Here is an 18,020-nt window from a genome sequence, read left to right as displayed (position 1 = left end):
CTGCGTGAGCATTTGGCGCACATATTTCCACATTAAAAGAGAGGAGACAGATCCATGGATCGAGGAATTGCGAAAGCCGTCCAACACACCGCTTGCGCGCTCTCCGTTGCGTTGGTAGCACAGGCTGCGTTCGCGTGGACTGACAAGCCGGTGCGCATGATTGTTCCCGCTCCCGCTGGGGGTACTGTCGACGTGATCGCAAGAATCGTCGCGGATCAACTGTCCGTCGACATCGGACACCCTGTCGTGGTGGACAACAAACCGGGGGCTGGCGGCTCCATCGCGATCAAGTCGATGCTGTCGTCGCCGCCTGACGGGCGCACGATTCTGATGACGACCAGCAACGTGCTGGCGGAGGTACCACTGGTACTCAACGTTGGCTTTGATCCGCTCAAGGACGTGAAGCCCGTGGCAGCACTGGCCCGCAGTGTCATGGTGTTCATTGGAGCTCCGAACGTGCCGGCCAAGGACGTGAAGGGTGTCGTCACCTGGGTAAAGGCCAATCCGGGCAAAGTAAGCTTTGCGTCGTATAGCCCGGGCACCTCCTCCCACTACGCGGGCGTCATGCTCAATAAAGACGCAGGTCTGGATATGACACACGTGCCGTTTCCCGGATCTGCGCCGGCGCTGACCCAGGTCATGGGAGGGCAGATCCCGCTCATGTTTGATGGTTACGTGACTTCGAAGCCGATCATTGAGGCGGGGAAGGTCAAGGTATTCGGAGTTGCGTCGAAGACCAGGTCGCCCGAACTTCCGAATGTGCCGACCCTTGCGGAGCAGGGCTACCCGGATCTCGACTTCAGCAATTGGGCGGGTGTGGTGGCATCGGCAAAGGTCTCCCCCGAATTGACGGAGAAGATCCATGCCGCAGTGTTCAAGGCGGCATCAACACAAAAGGTCCGAGATCGGCTGATTTCCGTGGGCTTTCAGCCCATGCAGGATCAGTCCACGGAATCGTTGGCGAACGATACCCGCATGGAGTTCGAAAGGAATGCCAAGATTGTTAAGTCATTTGGCATTAAGCTGAATTAATCGCTTCCGGGGCGGGGCCACAGGAACGGCAGAAATCCCGTCAGGGGCCTGCCCATCACGTTGTCTCCGTGGCCCTTTGGCCTGGGTCCGCTTCGCGATCCAATTGGCAACGAAAGGGATCCTTCATAAGTTCTGGCAAACATAGGGGCTGTACCGTTGCATCCTGCCACGACGGCCGCAACCCAATGCTCGTTCAGGCCGCCCCTGGGCTTACCCATGCGGTCGCTTTTTTGTGCAATCTGTCTCGTCGGAAACCTGATCTTGCCATTGCGGGGTGGCCCCTACATTTGCAGAACCTCCGGCAACATGGCCTGGTCCAGTGACAGTCCACGGTGACCCACTGCCATCCGAAGCCTTTCCTCCGCGCCCTTGCTCTCCCTTGTTTGCCATCACTCCCGGCGAGACCTTGGCCTTCCGGCCATCCAGGTATTGGCAAGTTGCCGCGAGAGCGGCCGGCGAACGAGCCGGCGGTGCCTGGAGAGCGTCGTGATGTACGCGTTCAATCCGCCGCCACCGGCCGCCTGTAGGCAGGGAAATAGCCGCGCAGATCATCCGGCGCTGTGCCGGCGCCGCCGGACAGCGTCATATATTTTTCCGCGTCGACAACCAGGCGTTGCGTGCTGAACACATGGGTGTCAGGCGAGAAGCCACGCTTGAAGTCATGCAGCGAGTCCCTGGCCGCGGCAAGTCCACCGCCGAGGTGCAGGCGCCGGAAGCCATGCGTGTGGCCCCATTCGCGTGCCGTGTGAATAATCATCTTGGTCGGCTGACGATGCCGGTAGTTCCAGTCATAGGCAGAAAGGTGGTACTGCATGATGCCGGCTGGCTGCGCCACGGAAAACAACGCAGCGCCGATGATGTGGCCCCGTTCCTCCGCGACAAGCAACAGCAGGTTGTCACCGAGTTCATCCACCAGTGACCTGTAGTAGCGCTTGCTGAAGAAGTAATACTCGGATGCCCTGCGGCGCGTCATGGTCCGATTGTAGAGCTCGATAAAACGCGGCATGGTCTCGAATCTGCGGTCCAGCCGCACCGTCACGCCCGCACGCCTGGCGCGGTTGATGTCGACCCTATGGCCAGACCGGGTTTCCTGCCAGAGCTTCTCCGCGGTCTTGCTCAGGTCGATCGAAACCGTCAGCCCTTGTTCCAGGACCAGCCCCAGCGAGCTTCTCCAGTTTGCATTCAGCAGCGGGTGCAGCCGGATGAAGCAGGATACGCAACCCGCTTCGCGCAGCATGTCGAGCGCGGCACGCAGGGCCTTGTCGACAAAGCCAGCGGGCGCGTGATGGCTGACCACCGGGCCGCCATACCCGTAGGCGGAGGTGGCGTCCCAGCTGCCGTCACCGATCGCGCGCCGCACGACAGGCACCAGCAGCTCATGCTCGCCGTCAGCCACATGTAAGGCAAGGGCCTTGCCGCGTTCGCTGAATTCCGCGGTCTTCAGCCATGCCGGGGTGTGGTAGCAGTCATGGCTGCAGCGTTCGAGGGTGGCGCGCCATGCGGCGCTCGAGGTTTCCAGCAGATTCGCTTGCATCGCTTGCTCCTCCGGGATTCCTGGTGAGCCGGTCCGGATCATGTAGTGCCGGAGGGACCACCGGGTAGCTGCAGCGCACCAGGGGCCTGCGCGCCGAGCACCGTTTTTCAGTGCATCAGGACATCACCGCGCGGCCTGCCGCGTGGTGATGCGCTGCTCGGTCGGCCTATGGCTGGCGCACAGCGCCATCCAGGAATTGCCACCGGCAACGCCCATGGCCTGCATGCTCTGAGGCAGGCCATCGAGCTCCAGTCCGCCAAGGTGGCGCAATGCCGCAGCCATCGGCGCTGGCGCCCCCAACATGCCGGCTGCGCCCGCACGCGGAATTCGTGGCGGCGCGAGAAGCCCACCACGATGATGCTGGCCAGGATGCCAAAGGCGATCCACAGACGATCACGGTGACAATGTAGCCGAAAAGAGACGCGGACGTGCCGCAGCCGCGCGCCGTGAATCAGCGCGGCACGCAGGAACGGACGGGCGCGACCGGGGCCGCGCGGGCGGGATCAGCCGCGCGGCGGGCGCGGCAGCAGCGGAAGGTCAGGGTCGGGCAGAGCCGCGCCGGCGTACTGCGGCGGTCCGGTGCGCCCAATCGGCAGGGCAATGCGCGGCTGCGGCGCGGGCAGCAGCTTTTCCGCGAGATCGGCGCCCGGCGGCTCGTCTGCGTCGGCGGGATCGGCACGACCTGAAAGGCCCTGGATGCCGTCCATGTCCTGCGCGGATTCTGTCGCTTCGATCCACTGAACCTCCGGTGCCTTCGGTGCGGCAGATTCGAACCCGACCCCGCCTGCCCAGCCCTGCAGGGGCAGGAAGGCCAGCAGCAAGACCACCAGGAAAAGTCGGATGGAGCGCATGCGGGGTGATTTGACGACGTGGATACTGGAAATCCTACAGGATGGTGCGTCTTGCCGAACCACGGCAATGTTCGCTAGCCCACGATACGCAGCGCTGCGCGCGCGTGGCAATGCGCCCGGGTTGGACAAAGAGAGGGTTCTGTCGCAATAAGCCGCTCGAGGAAAATGCGAGGATGGTCGCGTTCCAGGGCCAACTCACCGCATCGACTCTTCGTAAGATCCTTCTACGGTTGCATTACCCACTGGAGGTGATCTTGACCTGCGTGCGCTGGTATTCGGCATGCCCGCTGAGCCTGCGCAAGCTGGAGGAGATGATGGCCGAGCGTGGCGCCTTCGTCGGCCCCGCGGCCAAACTTAGTGTTTCGACCACCTTCGCCTCAACTGCCGAAGCTCGGTGCCATATCGGCCGATCGCACTTCGGTTCGCGAATGGCCGAAGTTCAGCTTCAGTCATTGCATTTCGGCTATAGCGGACTGAATCTCGCTTCTGAGCCAGGCCGCGGCTGTGTCGGCCTGGGTTCTTCGGCTGTAAATCAAGTCGATATCAAACGCCATATCGCTGAGTTCGTCCGGTACCTCATAGATCTGCACGTTGGCGGATGTCAGGCGATGCGCAACCCGTCTCGCAATCGTTGCCACCAGATCGCTGTGCGCCACAGCAAGCGGCAACGCGACGATGTGAGAGAACGTAGCCGCGACGCGCCGCTGCTCCCCCAGACTGTCAAGCTTCCCGTCGACAATACCTCGCCGCGAGCCATCATCGCTTGGCACAAAAAGCGCGTGCGGCAGCCGCAAGTAAGTCGCGAGGTCCATGCTCCGAGGGCGACGCCTTCCACCAAGCAAGGGATGGCCACGGCTCGCGATACATACAAAATCTTCCTCATAGAGCGTTGTCCGCACCATTCGCTTCGGTGTGGAGAGGTGCCCGCCAATCGCTACATCGACCGCGCCATGATCGAGTTGCTCATGGATGGACGCCCGATCCAGAGCCATGATTCGCAGATCAATGCCGGGCGCCAATCGCCGGAGTCGACCGATGACATGCGGAAGCAGGACAATATCGGCATAGTCACTGGCCGCAATGGTGAAGCGCCGTCCTGCGGGCGCCGCTGGGTCAAATGCCAGCGAATGGCCCATGGCTTGGCGGATATGGTCCAGCGCGAGCGATATCGCGGGCATCAGGGCGTGAGCAAGTTCCGTGGGCTCCATACCCGCATTGGTGCGCACAAACAGATCGTCCCCAAATAGCGCCCGCAACCGTGTCAGCGCGTTGCTTACCGACGGCTGTGCCCGGTTCAGCCGCTTGCCGGCCAGCGTGACATTGCGCGTTTGATACAGCGCCTCAAAGGCCACGAGAAGGTTGAGATCGACGCGAGAGAGATTCATATCGTGAATTTAATGGATATCAAATATCCATTTCAAGAATTCCATCGAAATCTTTACGATGGGCCTTCCAACCAACTACTTGGACTGCGCCCAATGAAAACCGTACTCGTAACCGGCATCGAGCCATTTGATGGCGAGGTGTTGAATCCGTCTTGGGAAGCGGCTCGCGCCGTCCACGGGCGCATCATCAGCGGAGTACGTGTGGTGGCGCGACAACTTCCCTGCGTGATTGCCGAAGTACGGCAAGCGCTTATCGAAGGCATCGCCGAAGTGGATCCCATCCTGGTGCTGTGCCTCGGCCAGGCCGGCGGACGTTGCGATGTGTCCGTCGAGCGTGTGGCCATCAACGTCGTCGATGCGCGAATTCCGGACAATGCCGGGAGCCAGCCAGTGGACGAAGCTGTGATCGAAGGCGGTCCAGCGGCCTACTTCGCGGCACTCCCGATCAAGGCAATCGTAAAGCGGCTGCGCGAAGCGGGCATTCCGGCTTCCGTCTCCCAGACGGCGGGGACTTACAACTGCAATGCCATCTTCTACGCCTTGCTTCATTTCATTGCGACGGAGCGCTCTTCGCTGCGTGGCGGCTTCATTCACGTGCCATACCTGCCGCAAATGGCAGCTCGCCATCCAGGTGCACCAAGTCTCGACGTCAGCACGCTGATAGAAGCCATCGAAATCATGATTGGCACTTCCCTCGCCGTCACAGAGGATGTCAAGGTCGTGGGCGGTACCACGCACTGATGCGTCCTGCTGAGTAATCCTCTCGAATCGATCGAATTGAAAAGATGGTGAATTGCGAGAAGGACCCATGGGCCGTGGCGATCGCAGGGCTGATCTCTTTGGCGGTGGCGCTGGGGATTGGCCGCTTCGCCTTCACCCCCTTGCTGCCGATGATGCTGAGCGACGGTACAGTGACGCTCGCCGAGGGTGGGCTACTGGCGATGCTGAACTATGTTGGTTATCTGATTGGCTCGGTGTTCGGCCTGTTTTGCCGCACAGATTCCGCCCGTACTGCACGCAATGCGCTGATGCTCACAGTGCTGCTGACATTCGCCATGACATTGCCCGGCGGCTTGGTGACCTGGATGATCTGTCGCACGTTGGCAGGCGCCGCCAGCGCACTGGTCATGATCCATGCAACCGCATGGTGCATGCAGCAGCTCGAGGAACGTGGGCGCCCAGCGCTAGGTGGCATGATGTTCTGCGGGACAGGCATCGGCATCGTGTTGACCGGTGTTACCGTGTTTGCGATTGCTGGGATGCACTGGAGCGCGAAGCAGGGCTGGGGCGCATTCGGGCTGTTGGGAATTGCAATGCTGGGGGCGGTATGGCGGGTGTTCAATTCTGCGCCCGATTCTGCATCGCAGCGTCCGCTGCCATCTGCACGGCTTTGGGCATCGCCGGCAATGCCGGCCTTTACACCAGCCACAATCGCGCTAACACTGGCCTACGGCCTGGCCGGCTTTGGCTACATCATCACGGCGACTTTCCTGCCAGTCATCGCACGGCAAGCCATGCCAGGAAGCTTCTGGCTCGATATGTTCTGGCCAGCCTTTGGAATCAGCGTCACGATCGGCGCTGCGCTGGTCACATGCATAGACGTGCACCAGGATAACTGGCGAGCGATGCTGGTCTTGTACATTGTCCAGGCAATTGGTGTCTGCCTGGCGGCTATCTGGCCGACGCCCATCGGCTTTGCGCTCAGCAGCATGCTCGTCGGCCTGCCCTTCACCGCATTGATCGCGTTTGCCATGCGAGAGGCGAGACGTTTGTCCCGCACGCGCTCATCGGAGTTGATCAGCGTGATGACGGCCGCTTATGCACTGGGGCAGATTGCAGGCCCGCCACTGGCGTCAGCACTGGTTGCACGCACCGGTAGCTTTAGTCTCTCGCTGGCGGTGGCATCCGGTGCCCTGATAACCGGCGCAATCATTTGTTTTGCAATGTGTCGCGCGACACGGCAGGAGAGGCGCTTGACAGTGACGCGGAGCGCTATCGCGCGGCGCAATCATGGCGCATAAGCACGCGGCAGCGGACACGCGCTGACTTAGATCGACGGTCAGGCAACTCCGTGCATGTCACGCTTCAGGTCAGCAAGTTCAAGATGCATTGAACTGACCGCATCCTTGACCCTGTTGTTGAGGCCGTCGGACTCCTGGCAGACGCGCTCCGCGCGGTCACCCATCTGTTCGAGATCATCGACGCATTGCCGAATTCGTCCCTCGTTCCGGGACGACATGACCTTCTTCGCCGACTTGCATTCCTTGTCGAGCTCATCCAGACAGTTCATCACGTCCTTTGGAATTGCCGACTCGGCGTGGACGGCCTTTGATGCCTCGCTAACGGTATGCTGCAGATGACTAAAACGCTTCTGGATTTCACTGGCTTGTAACATGCTGTCCCCTTGTAGTTCAGGCTGCAGGGAGCGGAGTACTGTCCGCGCCATCGTCCTTCGCCTGCTTCAATCGACTTCCAGTGACGCTGTCTTCCGTCATGGCGGTGCTCAAGCACGCGATAGACGCATTTCTAGTCTAGTCAGGATGTGCCAGACGGCTGAATGGAGGCGAATTTCTTGGGGTGATCCATCAGTAGTGCCGGCCCCTCGCACGTGCAAGCAACAGCACGTCTGACACACTCTGTTTCACTTGCAACACCCCCAAGTGAACTACCGGCCGACCAGCGGCACACGGAGCATCGGCGACAGCTACAGCGTTACGAGCCGCTGCCGTAGCTGTTCGTCGATGGCATCGCCGGGGCGCCCTTTCCCCCGATGGGAGAGGGCAGGCCATCGTCAACGTCGCAATCGGTCCGCGCCGAAGCGGCATGGCCCGCATGGGTGAAACTGTCGGGAGCGGGTGTGGCGCCGCAAGTCAGCCGATAGCCCCATCGATTGCACCACGATACGCAAACAACGCAGGCGCACCGCCGGTATGCAGGAATACCACGGGGCCATCGCCGGGAAAACGTTCGCGTGCGATACCGTCGAGCAATCCGGCCATCGCCTTTCCTGTGTACACGGGATCGAGCAACACACCTTCGGTACCGGCCAGCAAGCGGATGGCCGCCAGCCCGGCCTCGTTGGGTTCGCCATAGCGAGGTGCGAAGTACTCGTCCCACAACTCGATCCTCAGTCCTGACGGCACCTCGACATCGAGCAGCCCGGCGGTACCTTCGATCAATCCTGCCACCTTTGGCATTTGCGCGGCGACGCTGCGCGAAACGGTAACGCCGACGACCGCTGTATCCGGCATCGCGTGCGCGAGCGCCAACGCAAGCCCGCCATGGGTGCCGGCACTACCGGACGCCAGCACGACCGCCGAGCATGCAAGGCCCATTGCTTTAGCCTGCTGCGCCAGTTCCAGGCCGGCACGTACATAGCCCAATGCCCCCAGTGGGTTGGATCCGCCGATCGGAATGACGTAAGGCTTGCGCCCGTCGCCACGCAGCCGTTCTGCCAGGGCCTGCAACTGTGCGTCGGCGTTGTCGAGACTGGCAACCGGTTCGGCCTGTGCGTCGAACAGATCGAGCAGCAGGCGGTTGCCGCTGTGCAGGTAATCGCCGTCCGTGGTGCCGGTCGGGTTTTCCAGCAAGGCGTGGCAGCGCAATCCGAGCCGGGCCGCCAGCGCGGCTGTCTGCCTGACGTGATTCGACTGGATGGCGCCGGCCGTCACCAGTGTGTCGGCGCCCTGGCGCATGGCGTCGGCCGCCAGGAACTCAAGCTTGCGCAGCTTGTTGCCGCCAAACGCGAGCGGCGTGGTGTCATCCCGCTTGATGTAGATATCGCGCCCGAGCTTCCGGGACAGGCGATCGAGTTTCTGCAGGGGCGTGACCGCGCCGACCAGGTCGAGGCGCGAGAAAGAGGCGAGGCGATCTGAGATCTTCATGATTGGACTCTGGGGGACCAAAAACGGGGAGGGGAGGCGGGCACTGTCAGCAGGGACGTTCATCGCCCCCGGCCTCCACCCGCCTTCATGCAAGCTGGCGTGATTCAGTGCAGGATCTTGGCGAGGAACTCCTTCGCGCGTGCCGACTTCGGAGCGCCGAAGAAGGCTTCCTTGCCGGTGTCTTCGACGATGGCGCCGCCATCCATGAAAATCACGCGGTTGGCGACCTTCTTCGCGAACCCCATTTCATGGGTGACGCAGATCATCGTCATGCCCTCGCGCGCCAGTTCGACCATGACGTCCAGCACCTCATTGATCATCTCGGGATCGAGTGCCGAGGTCGGTTCGTCGAACAGCATGGCGATCGGGTCCATCGACAGCGCGCGCGCGATCGCAACGCGCTGTTGCTGCCCGCCGGAAAGCTGCCCGGGGTATTTCTGCGCATGCGCTTTCAGGCCGACTCTCTCGAGCAGCCGCAGGCCCTTCTCATGCGCCTCCTCTTTGCGGCGTTTCAATACCTTGACCTGCGCCAGCGACAAGTTGTCGAGAATGGAAAGGTGCGGGAACAGCTCGAAATGCTGGAACACCATGCCAACCCGCGCGCGCAACTGGGCGAGCTTGATCTTCGGGTCGCCGACCATCACCCCGTCCACGCTGATCTGCCCCTGCTGGAACGGCTCGAGGCCGTTGACCGTCTTGATCAGCGTGGATTTGCCCGACCCGGAGGGGCCGCAAATCACCACGACCTCGCCTTTGTCTACGCGTGTGCTGCACGTATCGAGCACCTTGAACTGACCATACCACTTGGATACGCTTTCGAGGGCAATCATCGTTTTGTCTCCTGCTTGCCATTGTTATGTTCTGGGGTTCGGCCCGTTATCCGGCCCCTTGCATCAGCGCGTCATGGGCAGCGTCAGGCGTGCCTCGACGCGACGCTGCACCCATGACAAGCCGGTGCTGAGCACCCAGTAAATCGCCGCTACCGACAGATACAAGGGAAGCGGCTGGAAAGTCGACGCGATGATTTCCTGGGACGACCTGAGCAACTCGGTGACGGTGATGACGGAGACCAGCGAGGTATCCTTGATCAGGCTGATCAGCGTATTGCCGAGGCTTGGCACGGCGAGCCGCAAGGCCTGCGGGCAGACGATGTAGCGCAGCGTCTGCAGATGGCTCAGCCCGAGGCTGTGCGCTGCGCTCCATTGCCCCTTGCCGATACCGAGAATGGCACCGCGCATGCTTTCCGAAAGGTAGGCGCCGGCATTGGCCGTGAGGGTAAGAATGCCGGCGGTGGTGGGGTCAAGGGAGATGCCGAGGTCCGGCAGGCCATAGTAGACAACGAACATCTGCACCAGCAGCGGCGTGCCGCGCATGACGCTGACATAGGCGCGGGCAATGCCGCCGAGGATTGGGCTGGCGCTGATGCCCATGATGGCGACCACGATCCCGACCAGCAGGCCGAACACCATCGATGCCAATGCAAATTTCACGGTGATCACCGCTCCGTGCAGGAGTACCGGCGATGAATGAATGACAAGGTCAAGAGCTTCCATGAGTCGATCCGTAGCAGTGGCTGCATGGCCGGCGAGGCCCACGCTTGTGGCGATGGACGAGCCGGCCTGGCAGCGCTTATAGCGCTTATTGCGCCTATTGCGCGATGGGTTGGCTGGCGTCGGTACCGAGCCACTGGATGGACAGCTTGCGCAAGGTGCCATCCTGCTGCAGCGCGTTCAGCGCATCGTCGATGGCTTTGGCGAACTTGGGATTGCCCTTGCGGAACGGAATGCCCATCTCAAGCTTCGTGCCGGCGAGCAGCGCGCCGTTACGCAGCGGCAGGTTGGCATGCTTGATCAGGTACGGCAGTATCAGGCGGTCGTTGAGGGCGGCATCGATGCGGCCGGCCGCGAGGTCGCGCAGGTTTTCCGGCGGCCCCGGATAGGTCTGTACCTGGATACCCGGCACCGATTTCGCCAGCTCGGCATAGTTGCTGCCCAGCGTGACGCCGACGGATTTCCCCTTCAGTTCCTCCAGCGACTTGAATTCGCGCTTGTCATCGCTGCGCTGAAGCACCTGGACCGCGGAATAGACGTATGGCTGGGTGAAATCCAGGGCCTGGCGGCGCGCCGGCGTCATGCTCACCTGGTTGACGATGACGTCGAACTTGCCGGCTTGCAGGCCGGCAATGATGCCACTCCACTCGGTGGTGATGAACTGCACCTTGACGCCCATCTTGTCGGCCACGGCCTTGGCAACGGCCACGTCAAAGCCGTCGAGCTGGCCTTCGCCATTGCGAAAGCCGAACGGCGGGTAAGTGCCCTCCAGGCCGACTTTCAGGACACCGCTGGCCTTGACGGTATCCAGCAGATCTTCAGCATGCACGGCAGGCGCGATGAAGCTCAGGATGGTCGCAGCCATCGCGCTTTGCAGCAGCAATTTCAGGGGTTTCATGCCTTGTCTCCATTGTGGGTATAGGTACTTCTGAAGGGCAACGCTATTGCCCGGCAAGTCGGCGGAACGCTGTTTCCAGATCGGCGATCAGATCCTCCTTGGCCTCAAGGCCGACGTGCAGTCGGAATGCCTGGCCGGCATACGGCCAGGCGGATGCGGGGCGCTCTTGCTTTGGATCGAACGGCATCACCAGGCTCTCGAATCCGCCTCAGGAAAAGCCCAGGCGGAACAGCTTCAGGTCGTCGATGAAGGCGCGGAATGCTTCACGGCCATAGCCGGGCTGGAGCACGACGCTGAACAGTCCCGAAGCCCCCTTGAAATCCCGGCGCCAGATGGCATGGCCCGGGGCACCGGGCAGCCCGGGGTGCAGGACCTGCGCCACCTCCGGCCGGCTCGCCAGCCATTCGGCCACGGCCAGTCCGCTGCGCTGATGCCGCTCAAGGCGCACGGCCATCGTCCGCAAGCCGCGCTGCGCGAGATAGACGTCGTCCGGGCCTGCGTGCTGGCCGGTGGCGAAGACGTAGTCGCGCACCGTCTTCCACGACTCACGGTTGGTCGTGATCACACCCATCAAGGCGTCCGAGTGCCCGACGATGTATTTCGTGCCGGCATGGACGGAGACATCCACGCCGTGCTCGAAAGGCTTGAAGAACAGCGGCGTGGCCCAGGTGTTGTCGATGACGACGACCGCGCCATGCCGGTGTGCGACTTTCGCAATGGCGGGAATGTCCTGCACTTCGAACGTTTGCGAACCCGGCGATTCGGCGAACACGAGGGTCGTGGTCGGACGGAACAAGGCCGCGATGTCGGACCCAAGCGCGGGGTCGTAGAAGGTCGCTGACACATTGCAGCGGGCCAGTACCGTCTCGATGTAGTGGCGCGTCGGACCATAGACGCTGTTGCTGACCAGGATGTGATCACCGGCCTTGACGAAGGCCATGATCGCGCTCGTGCACGCGGCCAGCCCGGACGACAGCAGCAGAGAACGGTGCCCGCCTTCGAGCTGCGCCAGGGCATTCTGCAAGGCGAAGGTGGTCGGCGTGCCTTTGCGGCCGTACCACATGACATCCGTGTCGGCGCCCGACATCGCGCGCCCGCGCGCTTCCATGTCGTCGAGATTGCGGAACGTCACGGTCGACGCGTGGAAGACCGGCGGATTGACCACGCCGCCGAAATCGTCCGGATCGATGATGCCGTGCGAGAGGAAGGTATCGGGGGACATTCGCATCACCCTCGCTTCGCGCTGTCGACCATTTCGCCCAGGCGCTCGAGCCCCATGCGGAGGTTGGCCTCGGGCGGACCGAACGAGAAGCGCACCCAGCTTGCATCGATGTATTCGGTCGCGCGCTGGCCGCCCGGATTGACGTCGAAGAACTTGCCGGGCACGGTCATGACCTTGCGCTTGAGGCCTTCGGCGAAGAAGGCGTCCGCGGTGTTCAGCGGCGCAGGCAGCCGATGCACCCGGCCCCACAGATAAAACGTGCCGTTGCCAGGGCAGGGGACCTCGACGCCCATGTCGGTCAGCGCCTCGAGCATGATGCGGCGCTTGTTGGCGAAGATTTCCCGCAGGGCGGACGTCTCCTGATCCGCGCGGTCGTGCTGCAGCGCCTGTACGGCAAGCCGTTGCACGATCGTCGGCGGGCCGCCGTCGATGGCGCTCGCCGCACGGCTGATCATGTCGATCACGTCGGTCGGCCCCACCACCCAGCCGAGGCGAAGACCGGGGTAACGATGGTTCTTCGTCAGGCCGTCGACGATGACGACCGGGTCCGTCTCCACATCCTCGACGAACTCGGCGGCCGACACCGGGCTGTCCGCAGGGGCGTGCCCATCTTCGAACACGAAGTGCGAATAGAACTCGTCGAGCAGCATCCAGCAACCCGTGTTGCGCGCCGCCGCCACATACTGTGCCAACGCGTCACCACGCACCACGGCACCCGTAGGGTTGTTGGGATTGCTCCACAGCAAGGCGCCCAGTCTTTCCTTGACGATCACTTCTTCGAGTGCGTGCGCCGGGATGGCAAAGCCGTCTTCGGGCCCCACCGGCAGCGTGACCGGGGTGAAGCGATGGCGGTGGTAAGCGATGAGGTCTTCGTAAGCCGTGTAATCGGGCACGACGTGGCCCAGGCGAATCTCGCCCAGGGTGGCGAGCAGGCGCGACAGCGCAAGGCGCCCGCCGGCCGCGATTGCGACATTGTCCTTCGTGTATTGCGAAGCCTTGCCGCGACGATAGCGGCGGTTGTAATCGTCCGCGACCGCCTGACGCAGCGCATCGATGCCGCCGACCGGTCCGTAGGCGCAATCGGCCACATCGAACTGCAGCGAAGCCAGCCGTTCGGGCGCACCGGCCATGGGCCCGATTTCAGGCTGCCCCTGGCCAAGGTTGCACCAGTCGGGATGACCGTTCCGAAAGCCGAGCTTGACGGCTTCGTGGACGACGTGGATGACGCCCATATAGGGGACCGGGCGTAGCAGGGAAGACGCAAGTGATGTCATGTTCTTGTCGCAGGGGAGGGAGGCAGGAGCCTGTTCGTCACCATGTTCAAGCGGCACGCAAGGCACGCAGGCCATCACGTGCCGCGCATAAGCCGCGCATAAGGAAAAATCAGGCCGGCATGCTTTCCAGATATCGCTGCGCATCGAGCGCGGCCATGCAGCCTGTGCCGGCGCTCGTGATCGCCTGCCGGTAGATGTGGTCCTGCACGTCGCCCGCCGCGAACACGCCCGGCACGCTCGTGCCAGTGGCGTTGCCCGCGAGGCCGCCATTGGTGAGGATGTAGCCGTTCTTCATTTCGAGCTGGCCCTTGAAGAGATCGGTGTTCGGCTTGTGGCCGATGGCGACGAAGACGCCTTGCAGCGCGACGCTGGAGGTCTCGCCGGACTGCGTATGCCTGATGCGCAGTCCGGTCACGCCGTCTTCGTCGCCGGTCACTTCGTCGAGCACGTGGTTCCACCTGATCTCGACGACGCCTTGCTTCTCCTTTTCGAGCAGACGGTCGACCAGGATCGGCTCGGCGCGGAATTTTTCGCGGCGGTGGATCACCGTGACCTTCTTCGCGATGCCCGCCAGGTACAGCGCTTCTTCGACCGCCGTATTGCCGCCGCCTATCACGGCAACGTGCTGCTGCTGGTAGAAGAAGCCGTCGCAGGTCGCGCAGGCGGACACGCCGCGGCCCATGAAGGCCTCCTCGGACGGCAGGCCGAGATACTGTGCCGATGCGCCCGTCGCGATGATCAGAGAGTCGCAGGTGTACTCGCCGGATTCGCCGACCAGGCGGATCGGCCTTTCGTCGAGCTTCGCCGTGTGGATGTGGTCGAACACGATCTCGGTGTTGAAGCGTTCGGCGTGGTCGAGAAAGCGTTGCATCAGCTCGGGGCCCTGCACGCCGCTGGCATCGGCCGGCCAGTTTTCGACATCGGTCGTGGTCATCAGCTGGCCGCCCTGCGCGAGGCCCGTGACGAGCACCGGCGACAGGTTGGCACGTGCGGCATAGACGGCGGCGGTGTAGCCGGCAGGGCCGGAACCGAGAATCAGCACCTTGGCATGCTTGGGCGAAGACATGGGAAATCCGTAGCTTGTTCAGGAGACTTCAGGCGCTTGCCTGAAGCGATGGCCGGACAGGTTCGAAGAGGTTCGAAGCTGAGGCCCGCCACGCATGGGCACCGCCAGAGCCGCTGCAGGCGATGCTGCGAGGGCGTGGCCGCTGTGCATGGAGGGCCTCTTCAAGCGTCAGCAGGGTCGGTCTGCGGTCAGGAGGCGGGATGCGCCACGCCGTACTGCGACGACAGGTATCGACGGATTTGGTCGGGCGAGTCGATGAAGCGGGTCTGGCCCTCGACGCGGGTCTCTACGCCGCCGTCGACCGGCACGCGCCCGGCGGCGAGCACCAGCACGGGGGCGGACTGGTTCGCTTCGCCGATCAGTTCGACGATGGCCATGCGGGGGCGCGGCGCATCGATGTATTCGACATCGACTTCGTTGCGCAACTGCGGAAAGAAGCCGAGCAGGCCTTCAATGGCAACGGCGTCGCCGCAATAGTACGGACCTTCCGAGCCGGAAAAGAAGCCGGGGCGAAGGATGAATAGTTTGTCTTTCACTTTCTGTCTCTCTGGGTTGTTTCTATGGATTGAAATTGTTGGTGGATGCCAGTCCTTTGCCGGACCGTGAACCACGACCACAGAATAGGCAGAGCAGATGGAACGCACTAGTGGCACGAACGCCAATTTGCGTAAGGATCATGCCAACTTGAGAGGCATGGCGGAAAACGCGGCTCCTGCAATCAAGACAGACATGTTCGAGGCTTGCGGCGTGCGCAGCAGATGGTGCAGAATCTGGTGGTCCGTGGCATCAATGAACACTTGCGTCCGTATCGTGCCAAAGCCGAAATCATCATCGTCCGTCCAGGCGGGACTGGTTGCCGTTGTCGTGTATGACGGCCTGAGCCTCTTTGAGTACGGCTGCGCCGTTGAGGTGTTTGGCCTGCCAAGGCCGGAAATGGGTGACACCTGGTATCGCTTCACGATCTGTGCCGCGGAGCCGGGACGCTTGCGTGGTTCGGGGGGGATCCAGATACAGGCAGACGGCGGGCTCGAGCTTCTGGCCAAGGCCAAGACCATCATCATCCCGGGGTGGCGTGATGTTGAAGCGGAGGTCCCGCCCGGACTTTGCCAGGCCTTGAGAAAGGCGAACAAGCGCGGGGCAAGAGTCATGTCGATCTGCACGGGCGCCTTTGTCCTGGCCGCGGCGGGCTTGCTCGACGGCAAGCGTGCCACCACGCACTGGCGTCACGCAGCAGCACTCGCGGCGCGCTATCCGGAGGTGCAAGTGGAAGCGGACGTGCTCTATGTCGATGCCGGTGATGTCCTCACTTCTGCCGGCAGCGCGGCCGGTATCGACCTATGCCTCCACCTGATTCGCCGGGACCTGGGCCCGCGCGCGGCCAATCAGGTCGCACGCCGGCTGGTCATGCCCCCGCACCGCGAAGGCGGGCAGGCCCAATATATCGACGAGCCGGTCTCAAAGCGCAGTGGCTCTTCGCTGGCGCCACTGGTGGACGCAGTGCGCGCAACATTGGACGAAGACTGGTCGATCGTCAGAATGGCAAGGCAAACGGCAATGAGTGCCAGAACCTTTCAGCGGCACTTTGTCAGTACGATGGGGATGCCGCCTGGGGAGTGGCTGCTGAAGGAGCGCATGGGCCGGGCCAGGGCATTGCTTGAAGAGACGGAGTTGTCCGTGGATGAGATCGCGGTGCAAGTCGGGTTCGGCGTTGCGGCCACGCTGCGAAATCATTTCCGCGCCCGGCTTGGGACCAGTCCTGGCGATTACAGGCGGCGCTTCAGCGCATCAGAGGGGCGCTGATTCCGCTCAGGTGATACGCCAGCTTCGGTAGCTGCGTTTGGTGGGCAACAATGCGGCACCATAGGCGATTCGAAGGTTCGGCTTTGAGAAGGGCTGCTACCAGGACACGCTCTATTAGAGACAGTGGCACCTCTCTGTTGCGGATATGGCTTGTAGTACACGTCAATAACTGTGGCGCAGACCACTTCGCGCCCGTCGCGGTCAAGGGGCGCGGCGCCGATACGCCGCACATATCGGCCGACACCAACAAAGTATTATCCGAGCCCGCGGTCGATCCGTAGCATTGCCCTCATCCAATCGAGGAGCAATCGCATGAGCGGACCGCTTGCCGGCGTGCGCATCGTGGACATCACCACGGTGCTGATGGGCCCCTACGCCACCCAGATCCTGGCCGACCTCGGCGCCGACGTGATCAAGGTGGAAGCGCCGGCCGGCGACAACGTGCGTACGATCGGCCCGGCGCGCCACGAGGGGATGTCCGGCATCTTCCTGCACTGCAACCGCAACAAGCGCAGCGTGGTGCTGGACCTCAAGCACCCGGACGGCCGGACCGCACTGCTGAAGCTGGCCGAGACGGCGGACGTGCTGATCTACAACGTCCGCCCGCAGGCGATGGCGCGGCTGGGGCTGGGCTACGAGGCCGTGGCAGCGGTCAATCCCCGCATCATCTATGCCGGCGTCTACGGCTACGGCCAGTCCGGTCCCTACGCCGCCAAGCCGGCCTACGACGACCTGATCCAGGGCGCTGCCGCTATTCCGATGCTGACGCTGCAGGCAGGCGCGGAGGCGCCGCGCTATGCGCCGCTGGCGATGGCGGACCGCATCGTCGGCATGAGCGCCGCCAATGCCGTGTCGGCCGCGCTGTTCCACCGCGAACGCAGCGGCGAGGGGCAGCGCATCGATATCCCGATGTTCGAGACCATGGCGGCCTTCGTGCTGGGCGACCACATGATGGGCGCCAGCTTCGAGCCGCCCCTTTCGCCACCGGGATACGCACGCCTGCTCAACGAGTACCGCAAGCCGTACCGCACGCGCGACGGCCACATCTGCGTGCTGGTCTACAACGACAAGCAGTGGCGCACCTTCTTCGCCATGATCGGCCAGCCTGGCCTGATGGACTCGGACCCCCGCTTCGCCACCATCGGCAAGCGCACCGAGAACATCCGCGAGCTTTACCGGATGGTGGACGAGGTGATGCGTACGCGTACCACGCGCGAGTGGCTGGCACTGCTGGAGGATGCCGACATCCCCGTCATGCCCATGAACACCCTGGAGTCGCTGCTTGAGGATCCCCACCTGAACGCGGTCGGCTTCTTCCAGCAGGCTGAGCATCCCAGCGAGGGCAAGCTGCGGCAGATGGCCGTCGCCTCGACCTGGTCGCGCACGCCACCGGAACTGGCGCGGCATGCGCCGCGCCTTGGCGAGCACAGTGCCGAGGTGTTGCGCGAGGCCGGCTACGACGCGGCGAGCATCGCGGCGCTCGCGGCCGGCGGCGTCACCGCGCTTGACCCGCGGGCCTGATAT

Annotated in this window: 16 protein-coding genes and 3 pseudogenes; 6 read left to right on the top strand and 13 right to left on the bottom strand. The window is 62.9% G+C overall.

Translation table 11 applies throughout. The annotated features are described in order from the left end of the window. The first annotated feature begins 54 nt into the window (after positions 1-54). Positions 55-1,032 carry a Bug family tripartite tricarboxylate transporter substrate binding protein gene (locus tag AC1Z3O_RS18620; protein WP_483517170.1) on the top strand — a complete coding sequence of 326 codons (978 nt, stop codon included), beginning with the start codon at positions 55-57 and terminating at the stop codon, positions 1,030-1,032. Positions 1,033-1,531: 499 nt separating this feature from the next. Here AC1Z3O_RS18620 and AC1Z3O_RS18615 read toward each other — a convergent pair whose 3' ends face one another. The 3 genes and pseudogenes from AC1Z3O_RS18615 to AC1Z3O_RS18605 form a co-directional block, all read right to left on the bottom strand. Then, positions 1,532-2,566 carry a GNAT family N-acetyltransferase gene (locus AC1Z3O_RS18615; protein WP_483517169.1) on the bottom strand — a complete coding sequence of 345 codons (1,035 nt, stop codon included), beginning with the start codon at positions 2,564-2,566 and terminating at the stop codon, positions 1,532-1,534. A gap of 123 nt (positions 2,567-2,689) precedes the next feature. Beyond that, positions 2,690-2,978 (bottom strand): annotated as a pseudogene (locus AC1Z3O_RS18610) (protease HtpX); the annotation flags it as partial. A gap of 91 nt (positions 2,979-3,069) precedes the next feature. Next, positions 3,070-3,417, bottom strand: a complete 348-nt coding sequence (locus AC1Z3O_RS18605; RefSeq protein ID WP_483517168.1) for a hypothetical protein — start codon at positions 3,415-3,417, stop codon at positions 3,070-3,072. 173 nt (positions 3,418-3,590) lie between these two features. Here AC1Z3O_RS18605 and AC1Z3O_RS18600 point away from each other — a divergent pair. Continuing rightward, positions 3,591-3,755: pseudogene (locus AC1Z3O_RS18600) on the top strand (IS6 family transposase); the annotation flags it as partial. A 111-nt stretch (positions 3,756-3,866) separates the two neighbouring features. Here the strand turns inward: AC1Z3O_RS18600 and AC1Z3O_RS18595 are convergent. Continuing rightward, positions 3,867-4,802: a LysR family transcriptional regulator gene (locus AC1Z3O_RS18595; protein WP_483517167.1), complete on the bottom strand. Its 936-nt coding sequence runs from the start codon at positions 4,800-4,802 to the stop codon at positions 3,867-3,869. Between the two features lie 93 nt (positions 4,803-4,895). On the opposite strand from AC1Z3O_RS18595, the gene pcp reads away from it, so the two are divergent. Together pcp and AC1Z3O_RS18585 are read left to right on the top strand one after the other, a co-directional pair. Next, a complete protein-coding gene (pcp, locus tag AC1Z3O_RS18590; protein WP_483517657.1) occupies positions 4,896-5,543 on the top strand; it encodes a pyroglutamyl-peptidase I in 648 nt (215 codons plus the stop codon). 74 nt (positions 5,544-5,617) lie between these two features. Beyond that, entirely contained in the window at positions 5,618-6,823 is a 1,206-nt protein-coding gene (locus AC1Z3O_RS18585) for a YbfB/YjiJ family MFS transporter (RefSeq protein WP_483517166.1), read from the top strand. A gap of 38 nt (positions 6,824-6,861) precedes the next feature. Here AC1Z3O_RS18585 and AC1Z3O_RS18580 read toward each other — a convergent pair whose 3' ends face one another. The 9 genes and pseudogenes from AC1Z3O_RS18580 to AC1Z3O_RS18540 form a co-directional block, all read right to left on the bottom strand. Further along, positions 6,862-7,197, bottom strand: coding sequence for a hypothetical protein (locus AC1Z3O_RS18580; RefSeq protein ID WP_483517165.1), 336 nt, complete (start codon positions 7,195-7,197; stop codon positions 6,862-6,864). Between the two features lie 475 nt (positions 7,198-7,672). Then, positions 7,673-8,686 (bottom strand): D-cysteine desulfhydrase, encoded by a 1,014-nt coding sequence (locus AC1Z3O_RS18575; RefSeq protein ID WP_483517163.1) that lies wholly within the window; start codon positions 8,684-8,686, stop codon positions 7,673-7,675. A gap of 104 nt (positions 8,687-8,790) precedes the next feature. Then, on the bottom strand, positions 8,791-9,516 hold the full coding sequence (locus AC1Z3O_RS18570) for an amino acid ABC transporter ATP-binding protein (RefSeq protein ID WP_483517161.1): 726 nt from the start codon (positions 9,514-9,516) through the stop codon (positions 8,791-8,793). A gap of 63 nt (positions 9,517-9,579) precedes the next feature. Further along, entirely contained in the window at positions 9,580-10,239 is a 660-nt protein-coding gene (locus tag AC1Z3O_RS18565) for an amino acid ABC transporter permease (RefSeq protein WP_483517656.1), read from the bottom strand. Positions 10,240-10,333: 94 nt separating this feature from the next. Next, positions 10,334-11,134 carry a transporter substrate-binding domain-containing protein gene (locus tag AC1Z3O_RS18560; protein ID WP_483517160.1) on the bottom strand — a complete coding sequence of 267 codons (801 nt, stop codon included), beginning with the start codon at positions 11,132-11,134 and terminating at the stop codon, positions 10,334-10,336. Positions 11,135-11,177: 43 nt separating this feature from the next. After that, positions 11,178-12,356: pseudogene (gene metC, locus AC1Z3O_RS18555) on the bottom strand (cystathionine beta-lyase). Between the two features lie 5 nt (positions 12,357-12,361). Continuing rightward, positions 12,362-13,774, bottom strand: coding sequence for a pyridoxal phosphate-dependent aminotransferase (locus tag AC1Z3O_RS18550; protein WP_483517159.1), 1,413 nt, complete (start codon positions 13,772-13,774; stop codon positions 12,362-12,364). After that, positions 13,740-14,696, bottom strand: coding sequence for a thioredoxin-disulfide reductase (gene trxB, locus AC1Z3O_RS18545; protein WP_483517158.1), 957 nt, complete (start codon positions 14,694-14,696; stop codon positions 13,740-13,742). The genes AC1Z3O_RS18550 and trxB overlap by 35 nt, the downstream gene beginning before the upstream one ends. Positions 14,697-14,884: 188 nt before the next feature. Beyond that, the gene (locus tag AC1Z3O_RS18540) at positions 14,885-15,232 is read right to left on the bottom strand and encodes a DUF3088 domain-containing protein (protein ID WP_483517156.1); all 348 of its coding nucleotides are present in this window, start codon (positions 15,230-15,232) and stop codon (positions 14,885-14,887) included. A 253-nt stretch (positions 15,233-15,485) separates the two neighbouring features. Between AC1Z3O_RS18540 and ftrA the strand changes: the two genes are divergently transcribed. Continuing rightward, entirely contained in the window at positions 15,486-16,496 is a 1,011-nt protein-coding gene (ftrA, locus tag AC1Z3O_RS18535) for a transcriptional regulator FtrA (RefSeq protein WP_483517655.1), read from the top strand. A gap of 312 nt (positions 16,497-16,808) precedes the next feature. Then, the gene (locus tag AC1Z3O_RS18530; RefSeq protein WP_483517155.1) at positions 16,809-18,017 is read left to right on the top strand and encodes a CaiB/BaiF CoA transferase family protein; all 1,209 of its coding nucleotides are present in this window, start codon (positions 16,809-16,811) and stop codon (positions 18,015-18,017) included. The last annotated feature ends 3 nt before the right edge of the window (positions 18,018-18,020 follow it).

This window comes from Cupriavidus sp. 09_S30 (assembly GCF_056930435.1).
The sequence above is the reverse complement of the archived record's forward strand: the minus strand, read 5'-3'. Positions and strand labels throughout refer to the sequence as shown.